Origin of the sequence: Chryseobacterium sp. KACC 21268, from assembly GCA_028736075.1 — a bacterium.
Taxonomy (GTDB): Bacteria; Bacteroidota; Bacteroidia; order Flavobacteriales; family Weeksellaceae; genus Epilithonimonas.
In genome coordinates, this window is record CP117875.1 from 1,628,431 (window position 1) to 1,644,789 (window position 16,359).

15 protein-coding genes and 2 tRNA genes are annotated in these 16,359 nt (G+C 36.9%); 12 read left to right on the forward strand and 5 right to left on the reverse strand.

Going from position 1 to position 16,359, the window contains the following annotated elements; genetic code table 11:
* Nucleotides 1-70: 70 nt before the first annotated feature.
* A complete protein-coding gene (locus PQ459_07630; protein WDF48341.1) occupies nucleotides 71-1,078 on the reverse strand; it encodes an o-succinylbenzoate synthase in 1,008 nt (335 codons plus the stop codon).
* A 60-nt stretch (nucleotides 1,079-1,138) separates the two neighbouring features.
* Nucleotides 1,139-2,158, reverse strand: coding sequence for a class 1 fructose-bisphosphatase (fbp, locus tag PQ459_07635; protein WDF48342.1), 1,020 nt, complete (start codon nucleotides 2,156-2,158; stop codon nucleotides 1,139-1,141).
* A 240-nt stretch (nucleotides 2,159-2,398) separates the two neighbouring features.
* Between fbp and PQ459_07640 the strand changes: the two genes are divergently transcribed.
* The 7 genes from PQ459_07640 (at nucleotide 2,399) to PQ459_07670 (ending at nucleotide 8,160) form a co-directional block, all read left to right on the forward strand.
* Nucleotides 2,399-3,637, forward strand: a complete 1,239-nt coding sequence (locus PQ459_07640) for an aspartate kinase (GenBank protein ID WDF48343.1) — start codon at nucleotides 2,399-2,401, stop codon at nucleotides 3,635-3,637.
* Nucleotides 3,638-3,644: 7 nt separating this feature from the next.
* Complete coding sequence (locus PQ459_07645) at nucleotides 3,645-5,489, forward strand: lysophospholipid acyltransferase family protein (GenBank protein ID WDF48344.1); 1,845 nt, start codon at nucleotides 3,645-3,647, stop codon at nucleotides 5,487-5,489.
* A gap of 94 nt (nucleotides 5,490-5,583) precedes the next feature.
* Nucleotides 5,584-5,656, forward strand: a tRNA-Phe gene (locus tag PQ459_07650).
* Between the two features lie 68 nt (nucleotides 5,657-5,724).
* A tRNA-Phe gene (locus PQ459_07655) sits at nucleotides 5,725-5,797 on the forward strand.
* A gap of 84 nt (nucleotides 5,798-5,881) precedes the next feature.
* The gene (locus PQ459_07660; GenBank protein ID WDF48345.1) at nucleotides 5,882-6,313 is read left to right on the forward strand and encodes a hypothetical protein; all 432 of its coding nucleotides are present in this window, start codon (nucleotides 5,882-5,884) and stop codon (nucleotides 6,311-6,313) included.
* Nucleotides 6,314-6,333: 20 nt separating this feature from the next.
* The gene (locus PQ459_07665) at nucleotides 6,334-6,681 is read left to right on the forward strand and encodes a helix-turn-helix domain-containing protein (GenBank protein WDF48346.1); all 348 of its coding nucleotides are present in this window, start codon (nucleotides 6,334-6,336) and stop codon (nucleotides 6,679-6,681) included.
* Between the two features lie 66 nt (nucleotides 6,682-6,747).
* Nucleotides 6,748-8,160, forward strand: coding sequence for a S41 family peptidase (locus PQ459_07670; protein WDF48347.1), 1,413 nt, complete (start codon nucleotides 6,748-6,750; stop codon nucleotides 8,158-8,160).
* A gap of 50 nt (nucleotides 8,161-8,210) precedes the next feature.
* Here the strand turns inward: PQ459_07670 and coaD are convergent, their stop codons facing one another.
* The 3 genes from coaD to PQ459_07685 all read right to left on the reverse strand — a co-directional run bounded on the left by coaD (nucleotide 8,211) and on the right by PQ459_07685 (nucleotide 10,337).
* Nucleotides 8,211-8,684 (reverse strand): pantetheine-phosphate adenylyltransferase, encoded by a 474-nt coding sequence (gene coaD, locus PQ459_07675; protein ID WDF48348.1) that lies wholly within the window; start codon nucleotides 8,682-8,684, stop codon nucleotides 8,211-8,213.
* 55 nt (nucleotides 8,685-8,739) lie between these two features.
* The gene (locus tag PQ459_07680; protein ID WDF48349.1) at nucleotides 8,740-9,723 is read right to left on the reverse strand and encodes a D-alanine--D-alanine ligase; all 984 of its coding nucleotides are present in this window, start codon (nucleotides 9,721-9,723) and stop codon (nucleotides 8,740-8,742) included.
* A gap of 248 nt (nucleotides 9,724-9,971) precedes the next feature.
* Nucleotides 9,972-10,337, reverse strand: coding sequence for a diacylglycerol kinase family protein (locus tag PQ459_07685; GenBank protein WDF48350.1), 366 nt, complete (start codon nucleotides 10,335-10,337; stop codon nucleotides 9,972-9,974).
* A 115-nt stretch (nucleotides 10,338-10,452) separates the two neighbouring features.
* Between PQ459_07685 and dnaN the strand changes: the two genes are divergently transcribed.
* The 5 genes from dnaN (at nucleotide 10,453) to PQ459_07710 (ending at nucleotide 16,078) form a co-directional block, all read left to right on the forward strand.
* Entirely contained in the window at nucleotides 10,453-11,583 is a 1,131-nt protein-coding gene (gene dnaN / locus PQ459_07690) for a DNA polymerase III subunit beta (GenBank protein ID WDF48351.1), read from the forward strand.
* 125 nt (nucleotides 11,584-11,708) lie between these two features.
* Complete coding sequence (locus PQ459_07695; protein WDF48352.1) at nucleotides 11,709-11,942, forward strand: hypothetical protein; 234 nt, start codon at nucleotides 11,709-11,711, stop codon at nucleotides 11,940-11,942.
* On the forward strand, nucleotides 11,939-12,211 hold the full coding sequence (locus PQ459_07700) for a Txe/YoeB family addiction module toxin (GenBank protein WDF48353.1): 273 nt from the start codon (nucleotides 11,939-11,941) through the stop codon (nucleotides 12,209-12,211). Before PQ459_07695 ends, PQ459_07700 begins: the two co-directional genes overlap by 4 nt.
* 110 nt (nucleotides 12,212-12,321) lie before the next feature.
* Nucleotides 12,322-14,751 carry a phenylalanine--tRNA ligase subunit beta gene (gene pheT, locus PQ459_07705; protein ID WDF48354.1) on the forward strand — a complete coding sequence of 810 codons (2,430 nt, stop codon included), beginning with the start codon at nucleotides 12,322-12,324 and terminating at the stop codon, nucleotides 14,749-14,751.
* A gap of 73 nt (nucleotides 14,752-14,824) precedes the next feature.
* Nucleotides 14,825-16,078, forward strand: a complete 1,254-nt coding sequence (locus tag PQ459_07710; protein WDF48355.1) for a photosystem II stability/assembly factor-like protein — start codon at nucleotides 14,825-14,827, stop codon at nucleotides 16,076-16,078.
* Nucleotides 16,079-16,359 lie beyond the last annotated feature (281 nt).

Genomic DNA, 16,359 nt, shown 5'->3' on the forward strand with positions numbered 1-16,359 from the left:
CATCAAATTTAGGAAATAGTTACTGAAAAATTTGAAAAGGAAAAGGCTTATTGCTGTTTTGTTTGCAAAATCAATTTTTAAACCACAGATTTTCGCCTTTTAGAATCAGTGGACTTGGAAAATTGTTGGTAAATAATCCTCCAGTTCCCAGACCTTGTGGCATTGGATTCTTTTTGTTATAAGTATATTGTGCTATGGCGTTCAGTCCGATGTTGCTTTCCAATGCGGAAGTGATCCACCAATCGATGTTGTTTTTTTCTGCCAAATTGATCCACTCATCTGAGCCGGAAAAACCACCGATCAAACTTGGCTTCAAAATAATGTATTGAGGTTCGATCTCCTTCAGAAGTTCTTTTTTTGACTCGATATTTAAAACGCCTATTAATTCCTCGTCGAGAGCAATTGGCGTTGGCGTGTTTTTGCAAAGTTCAGCCATCGCTTTCCAGTTTCCAGCTTGTATTGGCTGTTCGATAGAATGAATTTCTAATTCTGCCAATTCTTCCAAAACCAATTTTGCCTGTTCCGGAGAGAAAGCACCGTTTGCGTCCACACGAAGTTCGATTTGTTCTTTCGGGAATTTATTTCTTATTGATTTGATCACTTCTTTCTCCGATTGCCAGTCTACGCCGATCTTCAGTTTGATGCAAGTGAACTGATCTTTCAATTTTTCTTCAATTTGAGAATGCATAAATGCTGCATTTCCCATCCATATCAAACCATTGATCTTGATTGAATCTTTTCCTTCTGTAAAATCACTCGGAAAATAGAGGTCGCCTTGATGTTTCAAATTGGCAAGCGCTTGTTCGATCCCAAAAATAATCGACGGATGATTTACCAATTCTTCCTTCAATTCTTCAAAACTCAAATTGATGTTCCGACAAGCCCATTCCAAAGCAGCTTCGTAATCGTCGTCGTCATCAAAACTCAATCCTCGGAAAAGTGCACATTCTCCAATTCCTTTTTTGTCGTCTTCGGTAATTTCTATGAAATAAGTTTCTTTCGTATTCAAAACACCTCGAGATGTTCCACTTGGCTGTTTGAAATTAAGAATGTATTGGTTGAATGTCGCAGTCTTCATCCTACAAAAATAAGAAAAGACCGAGAAAATCGGTCTTTTGTATAGTTTAAAATTTTAATTCTAATTTTTGCTGACAGCTTTTGCCATAAATTCCTCAGCCTGCGTCACCATTGCCGCGCTTCCGCAGAAAAACGGAACACGCTGATGCAATTCTGTTGGCTCGATCTCCATAATTCTCTTGAAACCGTCGCTGCACTTTCCGCCAGCCTGTTCTGCTAAGAAAGCCATTGGATTGGCCTCGTAGAGCAGTCTCAATTTTCCATTTGGTGAATGTGATGTTTGCGGATAGATGTAGATCCCACCTTTCAACATATTTCTGTGAAAATCTGAAACCAAAGATCCAATATAACGTGAAGTGTAAGGTCTGTCGCCTTCTTCCTCCTGACAATATTTGATGTAATCTTTCACACCTTGAGGGAATTTTGCATAATTTCCTTCATTGATGGAATAGATTTTCCCCATCGTTGGGAATTTGATGTTTTCGTGAGATAAATAATAAGTTCCAATCGATGGATCTAAAGTAAATCCGTTCACGCCATTTCCTGTCGTGTAGACGATCATTGTAGAAGAACCGTAAACCACATAGCCTGCAGCCACCTGATTGACACCTTTTTGTAAGAAATCTCTCAATTCTACTGGGCTTCCTGGATCGGAAACTCTTCTGTAAATAGAGAAGATCGTTCCCACAGAAACGTTCACATCAATGTTGGAAGAACCATCCAGAGGATCGATCAAAACAACATATTTGCTAAGGTGCGCATTTTCTGTACATTTCACCTCGATGAAATCATCACTTTCTTCTGATGCGATGCCGCACACAACTTCTCTCTGAGATAATGCGGCGATGAAGATGTCATTCGCCAAAACATCTAGTTTTTGCTGATCTTCACCTTGGATATTCATATTTCCAACGTTTCCGATGATGTCTGCAATTCCGGCTTTGTTCACTTCACGGTTTACAATTTTGGTTGCAATTCTGATAGAGCTTATAAGACGGGAAAGTTCTCCGGTGGAATATTTGAAATCATCCTGTTTATCGATGATGAATTCTCCTAAAGTTTGTAACGCTTGTTTTGACATGGGTTTAATTTTCAGATTTACAAAACTATATTATTTTTCAAACAAATGAAACAAAATTTATCACTATTTGATGATACTTATCATATTTCTATTAATATGGTGTAATGTTTCATATTGAGTCATTAAAAAATGCAAAGTCCAATTTTTATATTTCGTTCATTATTAATATTTTTGGGGGTTAATAATAAATTAACGATTTTATTACATTAAAATCAACTGCTTTAAGTCTTAAAAAATCTAATGAAAATCTACAAATTTGGTGGTGCGTCTGTAAAAGATGCTGAAGGTGTAAAAAATGTAGCCTTGGTTCTGGAAACTCAGGGTTTTGAAAAATGTCTGCTGGTGGTTTCCGCAATGGGGAAAACCACGAATGCTTTGGAAAAAGTAGTGGAATATTATTTCAAGAAACAGGATTACCAGAAGGAGATCGAACTGATAAAGAACGATCACATCGCCATTGCCAAAGGTTTATTTTCTGAGAATCATCAGGTTTTCGGAGAGATCTCATTATTTTTTGATGACATTGATTCTTTCTTAAGACGAAACAAATCGCCTAATTATAACTTTGTTTACGATCAGGTTGTGAGTTGCGGCGAGATGATTTCTTCAAAAATATTAAGTGAATATCTTAATGAGATTCAGTTTTTTAACCATTGGCTTGATGCTAGAGATTACATTAAAACTGACAGCAATTACAGAGAAGGAATCGTAAACTGGCAGGAAACGGAACAGAATATTTCCAAATTGGATAAAATCAATTGCTACGTTACTCAAGGATTTATCGGTTCCGAGACCAATAATTTCACGGTAACTTTAGGAAGAGAAGGTTCCGATTACACGGCCGCAATTTTTGCTTATTGCCTCAATGCGGACGAAATGACCATCTGGAAAGATGTTCCGGGTGTGATGACTGGAGATCCTAGGAAATTTGATAACGTGGAATTGTTGTCTTTCATCTCTTACGAAGAAGCAATCGAGATGGCTTATTACGGCGCATCCGTCATTCACCCAAAAACTTTACAGCCACTTAAACAGAAGAATATTCCGTTTTTCGTAAAATCTTTTGTAGAACCGAAAGAACCGGGTACCAAAGTCGGAAACTCCACAGAAAACGAATCTATCGAAAGTTACATCCTCAAAGAAAATCAAACTTTGCTGAATGTTGAAACCCGAGATTTCTCTTTCATAGCCGAGGATCACATCAGTTTGATCTTTACACTTTTAGCAAAATATAAAATTAAAGTTTCTTTGATGCAGAATTCAGCAATTTCATTAGCTTTATGTTTGGAAGACAAATTTGGAACGGCGAACGAATTTAACGAAGAACTGCAACAGAGTTTCATCACACAAATGACGAAAAATGTATCCTTGTTTACCGTTAGAAATGCTGAATTGGACAAGCTGGAGAAATTCTACAAGGACAAAAAAGTACTGTTGGAGCAGATTTCCAAAAAAACCTTCCAAATGGTAACCATGTAAAAACACTATGAGCTTAATTTCTAAAGAAGACTTGATAAAAGCAGCCGGACTCGATAAAATTGGTTTTCTCAAGAGACCCGTTGCGTCTGCGATCATGAATCTCACCAAAATAAATGAAGTCAACACACTTTATAATAAACTCATCCATACAAAAGGTGTGGAATTTTTTGATGAATTTGTAAAAGCGCAGGAACTCAGCTACATTGTTTTTGCGGAAGATCTTTCCAAAATTCCCAAGACCGGACCTTTCATCATTGTTTCCAATCATCCACTGGGTGCGTTGGATGGGATATTGATGTGCAAGATCATTTTGAGTGTCCGTCCGGATTTCAAAGTGATGGGGAATTTTCTCTTGTCCAAAATCAAACCGATGGAACCCTTCGTGATTTCCGTAAATCCATTTGAGGAGCGGAAAGATGCGTATAGCAGTTCATCGGGAATGAGAGAAACTTTCAGACATTTGTCGGAAGGCGGATGTTTGGGAATATTTCCAGCTGGCGAAGTTTCAAATAAAAATAATGAGTACGGGGAAATTCTCGACAGACCTTGGGGAAAAACAGCGCTGAAGATCATTAAAAAAGCAAAAGTTCCTGTAGTTCCTATGTATTTCCACGCCACCAATAGTAAGATTTTTTACAATTTGGCCAAGCTGCATCCAGATTTGCAAACCTTGATGTTGCCAACAGAAATGATGCGCAAGAGAGATCATCCAATCCGTATCCGAATAGGAAAGGCCATCTCTGTAAAGCAAATGCAGGAAGAGGAAACGATCGACGAACTTGGCGATTATCTTTATAATAAGGTTTATATGCTGAAGTCCTATTACGAAAGGAGAAAAAGCATTACGGAAAAATTGAAGCTTCCAAATATGTCGCTCAAAAATCCATTGGTAAAGCAGAATAATATCGTACAGAATATCATTGATGAAACGCCGACGGAGGATATTGAAACCGAAATAAACACGCTAAAAAATACCGAAAACAAAAAGCTTTTCTCTCACGGCGATTACGATGTGTTTTTTACGACGTCAGCCGAGATTCCTTTTATAATGAGGGAAATCGGGCGTCAAAGAGAATTGACGTTCCGGGCAATTGGTGAAGGCACAAACCTCCCTTTTGATCTGGACGAATATGATAACCATTATCACCACCTTTTTATGTGGGATAATGCCGGCAAAAAGCTGGTTGGCGCCTACAGGATGGCTTTGGGGTCAGAAGTGATGAAGAAATATGGAATTGATGGATTCTATACGAGCTCACTTTTCGAATACGATCCGGAGTTGCAACCATTCTTCCGAAAAGTGATCGAAATGGGACGTGCTTATGTTTCTGTGGAATATCAGCAGAAGCCTTTTCCGTTATTCTTACTGTGGAGAGGAATTGTGCACGTTTGCCTCCGAAATCCAGAGCATAAATTCCTGATGGGTGGTGTAAGTATCAGCAATAAGTTTTCAGAATTTTCGAAATCTTTGATGATTGAGTTTATGCGATCTCACTATTACGATTCTGCCGTTGCGCAATACATTCATCCAAAAAATGAATTTAAAGTGGTGATGAAGGAACGTGATAAAGCGTTGTTTTTCGAAGATATTGATGCCGATCTTAATAAATTAGATAAGATTATTGATGATCTAGAGCCAGAACTTAGATTGCCGGTTTTAATCAAAAAATACATCAAGCAGAATGCAAAAATGATCGCCTTCAACGTAGATCCAAACTTTAACGATGCGATTGATGGATTGATGTACATCCGAATCAGCGATCTTCCGGAAGATACGATAAAGCCTGTTTTGGAGGAGTTAAGTGATTTTTTCAAAGCACAAACTGAAAAAAAATCCTCTGAAAATCAGTAATTTTCACATAAATATTGACTAATTTTCAATATAATTTGCATCGTAAGGATAAAGACTATATTTTTGCACCACTCAAAATAACAATGCGAGTGATGGTTTCTTAGCTCAGTTGGTAGAGCAATGGATTGAAAATCCATGTGTCCCTGGTTCGATCCCTGGAGAAACCACAATTTAATATTGATTTACTATTAATATTTTAAAACTAATAAATGAGTTCATTGCTCAAAAAAACAATGGTTTCTTAGCTCAGTTGGTAGAGCAATGGATTGAAAATCCATGTGTCCCTGGTTCGATCCCTGGAGAAACCACTTAAAACCGCCTAACTTTAGGCGGTTTTTTTTATTTGTATTTTTGATCAATTTAATATTCTTTTCACAAATCACTCTCGTCAAATGAAATTTGAATTTTACAAACCAAAAAATGAACTTTTGAGAAAGTACATTGAAGGATATTATTTCATTTCGCCAGATGAGAACGCAGGGCCATTGCATTACTGGACGTTCCCAAATAATTTCTTCATAGTCTCCATAAATCAAAATGCAGATGTTGAGATCAATGACAAGCAAATAATCGTCAGGCAATCCAAGAATGAAAATATCATTTCAGATTTTGTTGCAAAATATACTAAGCCAATTGAGGTGTGCTACGAAGGTGTGGTAGCTGAAGTGACAATTTACTTCAAGCCATTAGGGATTAATCAATTTGTGAAAAATCCTGAGATTTTCTTTAAAAATATTCTAGGTCTGCATTTTAATCCTTTCGAAGATTTGAATGATTCGATGGAAAGTATCTTCAAAATCAAGGATAGAGAAATTCAAAATTAGAAGAATTTTGGCTTTCAAAGTTGGAAGAGAAGGATTTTTCAGATTTAGAAAATATAATTTCCGACATCGAATCAGATTTTAGAATTGATGATATTGCCATCAAAAATAATTTCTCAAGACAATATCTAAACAGACTTTTTTCTAAGACAATCGGAAAATCGCCGTCGGAATATCGCAAGATTCATCGTTTTAGAAATGCGATTATCAATCAAAAAAATCAGAAAAATTTGACCGATCTGTCACTTGAAAGTTCATTTTACGACCAGTCACATTTAATCAAGGATTTCAAGCAACTTACGAATGTGAGTCCGAATTCTTTCTTTAAAACCGTCAATACGGAAAAGGAAAATGTCTGGCTTTTTATCTAAGGTTTCCATTTTTACAATCTCAGGTTGTTTCCCAAATCTATATTTGCATCATAATATTTAGATATAATGAAACAATTACTTTTTTTAACGGCAGTATTGTTAGTAAATTTCACTTTCTCCCAAGAAACTAAATGCAACTGCAGCCAGGCATTAAATCAATTGATCAACAAGATAGAGAACAATTATCCAGGTTTTGAAGATAAAACCAAGGACAAAGAATCTTACATCGATTTTAAAAACAACCTGATTAGTCAATCCAAAAGTTCAGACGATTTGGCTTGTCAAAAAACAATGAAAAAGTACACCGATTTCTTCAAAGATCCGCATCTTTGGGTAGGGATGAACAATCGGCCTTTTGCAAATGCAAATAATGGTTCTGCTGAAAAACTAAATATTGACATTAAAGATTTTCAGAAAAATATAGTTAAGTCAGTTGATGAATTTGAAGGTATTTGGTCAACAGACGGTTATAAAATCGGAATTAAGAAGACAAATGCGAATGAATATGTCGGTTTTATCATTGAATCTGCTTCTAATTCCTGGAAAGCTGGCGATGTAAAATTCAAAATATTCTCCGAACAAAAATTTGAATATTTGTTAGGAGATAAATCCAAAAAATATGGAAAATATAAGTTCTTCGATAAAAACATTTTGTTCTTCGATGAAATAGATGTCGCATTAGCAAAGGAGATTTCCAAACCAAGTGTCGCTTTTGAACAGCAGGAGAAAAGATTGAAAGACTTGACAGGTTTTAGTTTTAAAAAAGTGTCGGAGAAAACTTCAATTCTGAAATTACCAAGTTTTGAACACCATCTTGTAAAAGAAATCGACAAACTGATCGAAGATAATAAAGCTTTGCTAGAAAACAGCGAAAATCTCATTATCGATATTAGAGGAAATGGTGGAGGAAATGGTGGAGGAACAACGGATGCATACCAAAAACTATTGCCTTACATTTCTGGAAAATCAATCCAACATACTGGCGTTGAGTTCTTGGCAAGTCAGACTTTCCTCAATAGTTTGGAAAAATATAAAAAGAACCTTGGAAAAGATGAGTCAACTGAAATTGTTGATAATCAAATTGCTAAAGTGAAAGAAAACCTGGGACGATATTTTAATTACGATGAAAAAGGCGGATTGAATCGTGTCCAAAAAATTGATGTCGCATCAAAAAGTCCAAAAAACATAATTATTCTGGCCAACAAATGGACAGGAAGTTCCGCGGAATATTTGCTTTACATTGCCAAGCAAAGCAAGAAGGTAAAAATTATGGGAATCCCAAGTTACGGCGCTTTGGACTATGGAAATGCAATTTATACAGAATTTGGCTGTCAGGATTATCAGCTTTTATTACCAACTTACAAGGCGATGCGCTTGCCGGAATATCCAATTGATAACATCGGAATTCAACCCGATATTTATCTGGATCAATCGGTGGAAGATTGGACACAATTTGCAATCGATTATTTAGAAAATTAGTTTTTAATAAAAACAAAAAATCCTGAATCGTAAATATTCAGGATTTTCTTTTATAGTTTTTTCTCAACTCTCACTGCATCAGGAACCATAATCTGATAGTTTCCGCCATAGGAGATTATTTCTCGAACAATGCTACTGCTGATGTACGATTTGCCTGAAGATGTCAAAAGGAAAATTGTTTCAATGGTATTTTCCCTTGTCAAAGCTCGGTTGGTTTGGGCAATTGACTTTTCAAATTCAAAGTCGGCCGGATTTCGCAAGCCTCTCAAAATGAAATTCACGTTTTTACTTTTACAGTAATCGATGGTCAATCCTTCAAAATCATCGACTTCAACATTAGGAAATTTTTCGAAGGTTTTTCTGATGAATTCCTTGCGTTGCTCCAGAGAGAACATATATTTTTTCTGAGAATTCTTTCCGATGGCGATGATGATCTTGTCAAAAAGCGGAACGGCGCGCTCTACGATATCGTAATGTCCAAGTGTGATGGGATCGAACGATCCGGGGAAAACAGCAATTTTCATTTATTTCAGATTTAAAAAAAATTAAGCCAAAGACTTTTCTCTGGCTAATTTATAATTATTTATTTAAAGCTTTCTCAACTTCGCTTCCACAAAGGTCTTTGATGGAGATTCCGTAGATTTTCGCTTGTTGCGGAAGGATACTTGCCGGCGAAAATCCAGGATTTGTATTCATTTCCAAAAGGTAAGGAATTCCGTCCACAATGATGAATTCTGACCTCGAAAATCCACTCATTCCAAGTGATCTATAAGCTTTGATGGAGATCTCTTCCACCTTCTTTGTCGTCTCTTCGTCAATTCTTGCAGGCGTGATCTCCTGGGAAGCGCCTTCATATTTGGCTTCATAATCGAAGAATTCTTTGTCCGGGATGATTTCCGTAATTCCAAGCACGATGACTTCACCTTTGTAATCCAAAACGCCCACAGAAACCTCGGTTCCGTTTAAAGCGCTTTCAATTAGGATCTCGTCGTCTTCCTTGTAGGCGATTTCAAGTGCATTTTTCAATTCGCTTTTTTCTTTGACCTTGGAAATTCCGAGTGAAGAACCGCTTTGATTGGGCTTCACGAAAAGTGGCAATCCCAATTCTTCCACGATTTTGTCATCAGAAATATCTTCGCCTTTTCTTAGGTAAATACTTTTTGCTGATGGAATTCCGTATTTTGAAAGAACCGCTAAAGTATCTTTTTTGTTAAAGGTCAAGGCACTTTGATAGAAATCACAGCCCGTATATTTTTGTCCAACAGCGTCCCAATAAGCTTGCAGAATTCCGTTTTCGCCAGGCGTTCCGTGGATGATATTGAAACAAGCATCGAATTTCAGACTTTCTCCATTTCCTAGATCGGCAGAAAAATCAGCTTTGTTGATTGGTTTTTTTTGATCGTTTTCATCGAGGAAATACCATTCATCCTTCAGGATGACCACTTTGTAAACATTATAGATTTCACGGTCCAAAGAATCGAAAATCAATTGTCCACTTTTTAGAGAAACTTTGTATTCATCAGAATATCCGCCCATTACGACGGCGATGTTTTTTTTGCTCATTCTAGAATTATATTGAAAACAAATGTAAAAATTTTATGTAGAAAATAGGATTAAATCTTTTCTAATTTTTAAAATATAAACTTAATGTGAAATCAAAAAAACACAAAGGCACAAGATCATTTATAATTATTGATTTATTTAAGGCGCAAAGTTTAATTTCATTAAATAAAAAATCTCTGATTTTCCTCGTGCCTTAAAGCAATAAAATGTTAAAAGAATATTGTGTCTTTGTGTTAAACAAATTTATATCAATAAAAATACAACTTCAAATAAGGCCAATAAACCAAAGCTCCAATACAGATTGCAGATATAGTCGCTAGCAAAACCGCTCCACCAGCCAAATCTTTAATAAGTCCAATTTTCAGATCAAATTCCGGTTGGATGTAATCGCAGATCTTCTCTACGCAAGTATTCAAAGCTTCCGTCACCAAGACGAAGAATGAAACCATAATGATCAACGCACTTTCAAAATTTGAAAGTCCCAAATAGACGATCAGAAAAAGATTAATGATCAATCCCAAAATATGGATCTGGAAATTGCGCTCGTTCCTCAAAATCCACAGGATTCCACGGATTGTGAACTGAACACTTTTATGAAATGGCGGTTTTTTCATAGGAATAATATCAACAAAGATAGATAAATCTAAAAATTGTTAATAACTAAATAAATACAGCTTTTAAAATCACATCAAATTCATTATCTTTGTAGAATTGAAATAAATACAGTTTATGAGATTTATTGTTGCCAGTGGCGATTTGCAAAAAGCTTTACAGACCGTTAGCGGTGTGATTTCCGGTTCACAGTCCAGACCGATTCTGGAGAATTTTCTTTTCGAGTTAGATCAGAACTTGTTGACTGTTACCGCATCAGACGGCGAAACAACGCTAATCACTTCTCTTGAGGTGAAGTCAGATGACAAAGGAAAAATAGCAGTTCCCGGGAAGATCTTTCAAGATTTCTTGAAGACTTACGGCGAGCAACCTTTGACTTTGGCCGTGAAAGATTCCGAAGACGGAAACGGGAGCGTGCTGGAGATCTTGGATGAGAAAGATAACTTTGCAGTAGCGCTAGACAATGCGGACGATTACCCGGAATTGCCGGAGTTCGATGCGTCTCAAAAAGTGTCCATCTCTGGTGGCGTTTTGGCAGAAGCTTTGGCGAACACTTTGTTTGCGACGAGTAACGATTCTCTTCGTCCAGTGATGACAGGTGTTTTGTTTCAATTCAAAGAAGATGAGACGAACTTTGTGTCCACAGATTCTCACAGATTGGTGGTTTATAAAAGAACAGATGTCACACATCCTGAGACTTTGGAATTCATTATGCCGAAAAAACCATTGGCGATCTTCAAAAATATCCTGAACAATTCAACGGAAGATGTTTTGATCGAGTTTAGCGACAATATGGCGAAATTCACCTTTGGGAACAACACTTGGATCTGTCGTTTGATTGATGGAAAATATCCAAACTACAACGCTGTTATCCCGAAAGAAAATCCAAACGTTTTGACCATCAACAGAGGTTTGCTTTTGAGTTCTATCCGTAGAGCGTCCATTATGTCAAACAAATCGACCAATCAGGTAAGATTCAAATTGTCTGGAAACGTGCTTCACCTTCACGCAGAAGATACGGAATACGCAAACAAGGCAGATATGCAGATTCCTTGCGATTACAATGGTGATGATATCAACATCGGTTTCAGTTCAAAATTCCTGACAGAGATGTTATCCGTTTTAGCTTCAGATGATGTCACGATGAAAATGTCTCAGCCAAACAGACCAGGAATCGTAGAACCAGTTGACGGATTGGAGGATAACGAAAGTATCCTGATGCTGTCAATGCCAGTGATTGGTTTATAAGTGATAAATGATAATTGATGAATGATTATTTATCAATTTTATAAATAAGTAAGATTTGAGATTTGATGATTCAAATCTCAAATTTTGTTTAATAAATATTTTTTTAACCTATAAAATAACGGAATATGACAACGTTCACATTTGAAGCGGATAAATCCGAAGTTGAAAAAATCCGCACAATTTTAAAAGCGCTTGGCGTTAAAAAGCTTAAGGTAAAAGAAAATGCTTCAGATTCAGCTGAGAAAATAAAATATTCTCGTAAGGAATTTGACGAAATGCTTGATGAATCAAAAAAAAGCAAGAGCAAAAAGGTGCTGAAGTCAAAAGACGAGGTCAAGAATTTTTTTGATTCATTATGAGTTTTTCTGTAAACTATACCGAAAAATTTATTGAAGACCTGAAAAAACATAAAAAATCAGGACAAAAACAGTTGCTTTCAAAAGTCGAACGTTTTGTAACGGAATGTCTGGATAGTCCTAGAATTGGAACGGGAAAACCAGAACAGCTTAAACATCGAAAAGTTGAGACTTGGTCTCGCGAAATCAACAAGCAACATCGTTTGGTTTATGAGATAGAATCTAATGATATTCTTTTTCTTTCGGCTTGGGGACATTATGATGATAAGTAGAATACAGCTTTAAAATAAAAAAAGAGATTTGAAGATTCAAATCTGAAAAAAATTAAATTAAAATAAAACCTCGGACATCAGACTTCTGACTTCCGACAATAATATAAATAATGAAAATTTCAAATAATTGGCTTAAGGATTATATCAAAACTGAACTTTCTACGGAGAAGATCAGTGCGTATCTTACAGACATCGGTCTGGAAGTGGAAGGCGTGGATAAATTCGAAAGCGTAAAAGGTAGCTTGGAAGGAATCGTTGTTGGCAAAGTTTTGACTTGCGAAAAACATCCGAATGCAGATAAACTCAACAAAACAACCGTTGATGTTGGTGGAAAAATTCTAGAGATCGTTTGTGGTGCGCCAAATGTTGCTAAAGGGCAAACCGTTCCCGTTGCAGTGGTTGGAACCAAGATTTATGCAAAGGACGGCAGTTCTTTCGATATCAAAAAGGCAAAGATCCGTGGCGAAGTTTCCGAAGGGATGATCTGCGCAGAAGACGAATTGGGCTTAAGCGATGATCACGGCGGAATTATGGTATTGGATTCAGAAAAATTCGAAGTTGGAAAGAATTTCGCAGACTATTTTGAATTGACAAACGATGAGGTTTACGAGATTGGATTGACGCCAAACAGAACCGACGCAATGTCACATTACGGCGTTGCCAGAGACTTGCAGGCTTTCTTGGTTTCCAATAACCTGAAATCAGAATTCACGAAAATAGAATCCAAAGTTTTAAATATCGAAGGTTCTCACGATTTCAAATTACAAATAGAAAACTCTGAACTTACACCAAGATATTTGGGTGCAGTAATCGAAAATGTAGAAGTGAATACTTCTCCAGATTGGTTGAAAGCAAGATTGAAAGCCATCGGACTTTCGCCGATCAATAATGTGGTAGATATTACCAATTATATTCTTCACGGTCTCGGACAACCACTTCACGCTTTTGATGCAGACAAAATTGCAGACAAGGTCGTGAAAGTTGGAACAGTCCAAGAAGGGACAAAATTCAAAACTTTGGATGGTGTGGAAAGAACTTTGAACGGTTCCGAGATCATCATCAAAGACGGAAAAGACAATCCGCTTTGCATTGCCGGCGTTTTTGGTGGAAGTGAAAGTGGTGTTTCTTCGGAAACCAAAACGATATTTTTGGAAAGTGCTTACTTCAATCCGGTGGCGATCAGAAAAGCTTCAAAATTCCACGGACTCAATACCGATGCATCTTTCCGTTTCGAAAGAGGTGTGGATCCGAACAATGCAAGAACCGCTTTGACACACGCGATCCAGTTGATCGATGAATTGGCTGGCGGAAAATTGGTTGGCGAGATCTTGGAAAGTTATCCGGAGAAGATCAAAGACCATTACGTCGTTTTCAGATATTCGAAGATCGATCAGATTCTTGGAACTAAAATTCACAGAGAGAAGATCAAAGAGATTTTAAAATCTTTGGAGATTACAATTCTTAATGAAATTCAAAATGGATTGGAATTATCAATTCCAGTATACAGAGCCGATGTTACCAGAGAGATTGACGTCATCGAAGAAGTTCTAAGGATCTACGGTTACAACAAGATTGAAGCACCAAAGAAGATCTCCTTCACGCCTGTGAAATTAGATTTCGAAGATCAAGATGCTTTGGAAAACGCTTGGGCAAGGACTTTACAAGGCAATGGCTTCAACGAGGTGATGAACAATTCATTGACTTCTGTGAAAGACGAGACCGATGCAGTAAAGTTGTTGAATCCATTGAGCAACGATTTGGCTTATATGAGAAAGTCTTTGCTGGAAGGACTTTTGGGAAATGCAATCTACAATATCAACAGAAAATCAGCCGACATCAAGTTTTTCGAATTAGGGAAAATTTATCATAAAAAAGAATCAAGCGAAGCGTATCTTGACCAAAGGGAAAAAAAGTACGAAGAAAGAAAACAATTGGCGATTCTGACAACTGGGAGAGAAGTTGCAGAGAACTGGCTTCAGCCAAAAAGCGCGACAGATTTCTACCATTTGAAAGCTTACGTGAAAATTCTTTTGGAAAAATTAAACCTTGACCTTCACGAATCCGCTTTGGAAGATCCACGTTTTTCCGACGCTTTGGAAATCTCGGCAGATGGGAAAACTTTGGCAAGATTAGGGAAGGTTTCCCCACAATTGTTGAAGGATTTCGACATCAGCCAAGACGTTTTCTACGCAGAGATCGAGCTGGAAAATTGCCAGTGTTTCAGAAGCAACGAAAACCTGAAATTTGTCGATATTCCAAAATTCAACAAGATCAGAAGAGACCTTGCGTTGCTGGTGGACAAGACGATTTCTTACTCAGAATTGTACGAGTTGGCGAAGAAGAACAAATCGCCTTTCCTCAAGAAGATCAACCTTTTCGATGTTTACGAAGGCAAAAATCTTCCAGAAGGCAAAAAATCCTACGCGATGAGTTTCGAACTCCTCAACGAAGAAAAAACCTTGGAAGACAAAGACATTACAGAAGTAATGAACTCGCTTATCAAGTCCTTCACAAAGGAATTGAACGCAGAATTGAGATAAGCATTTCATAACAGATAAAAATTAAATCGGGAATTATATCCCGATTTTTTTATTTTTACGAAAAATTAAAACCTTGAAAAAACTATTATTTTTTCTGCTAATTATTGCAGATCTAGCTTCAGCACAGACTTATAATTGGAAATCATTATCATCGCCTCCTTCAACAACCGGAAGATATGACGATGTTTTTTTTCTTAATGAAAATATAGGCTGGGCGGCGAGAGGCGGAAACGGAACTGTTTTCAAAACGACCAACGGCGGCGTCAGCTGGACAGAACAAATTGTAAGTTCTACCACAGGACAATATTTTAGGAATATAGAATTCCTCAATGAGAACATTGGTTTTGTAGGTACGCTTAATAATAATTTTTATAAAACAGTAAATGGCGGAACCACCTGGACAAAAGTCAATAATATTTCCCCCAATCCACCAGCTATTTGTGGATTAGACGCTGTTGGAACATCTACAGTTTATGGCTGTGGTGCTTGGTTTTCTCCAGCTTATGTCATTAAATCCACAGATTCTGGATCCACTTGGAAGTTTATCGATATGTCTGCCTACGCAACAGCTCTTGTTGAGATAATGTTCATAGATGAAAATGTTGGTTTCGTTTCCGGAGGAGATGACCAAGGCGCAGTGATCCTAAAAACTATAGACGGCGGCGAATCCTGGACTCAAATTTACAGAACCAATGAACCGGGAGATTACGTTTGGAAAATGCAGATTTTTGAAGACCAAAAAAAAATGTTCTGCTCCATAGAATCTGAGACACAGGGAAAATTATTAAAAACATTGGATGGCGGAATTAATTGGCAAACAAAGAATTTCCCGGATCCTTATGTTCAGGCGGTAGGTTTTGTGTCAGAGACACACGGCTGGATGGGAGGTCACAACTCGGGTTTTATAGAAACTTTTGACGGCGGAACTACTTGGGTCAACAACAATCTCGGCGGGTCTCTCAACCGAATCTTTTTTGTGAATAACAATGTTGCATTTGCCTCAGGAAATCATATTTATAAAATGACGACCACAGGCTTGGCAACCAACGAAACAGAAAATGAAAAAGTAATAAATCTAAAAATTGAAGTTGTTCCAAATCCTATTAAAGACAAGCTCAACCTCAATATTCAGTATTTACATTCGGATCATATTATCATTGGATTATATGATTTGACGGGAAAATATTTGGGAAATATTCTGAAGGATGACGTAAGCAGTAAAGGACTAAAAAAGTATTCTCTGGATTTCAACTATCCTGTTGGAGAATATATTTTAGCAGTACATTCCAATCTCGGAAGACAGTCTATAAAGATTGTAAAGAAATAATAAAAAGAAATTAATTTAAATTTCAACCTTTCAAAATCAGAATTTGAAAGGTTTTTTTGTTCAATTTTTAGGAGCTATTTCCCGCTATCCACTATATCTTTTTTGCTTTCAGAAAGTTTGTCATCAAAAGAAAGATTGTACCAGAAAGCAAAAAAGGATGCCGTTCCTATCGGGGCTATGGACTTTGTCGTTTTATAGAAATTTGGACATCCATTATAGAAACTACCAATCAAAAGTCATCCTAATTCAAATTCATTCCAAACTCAAATTTTGTAACTTTG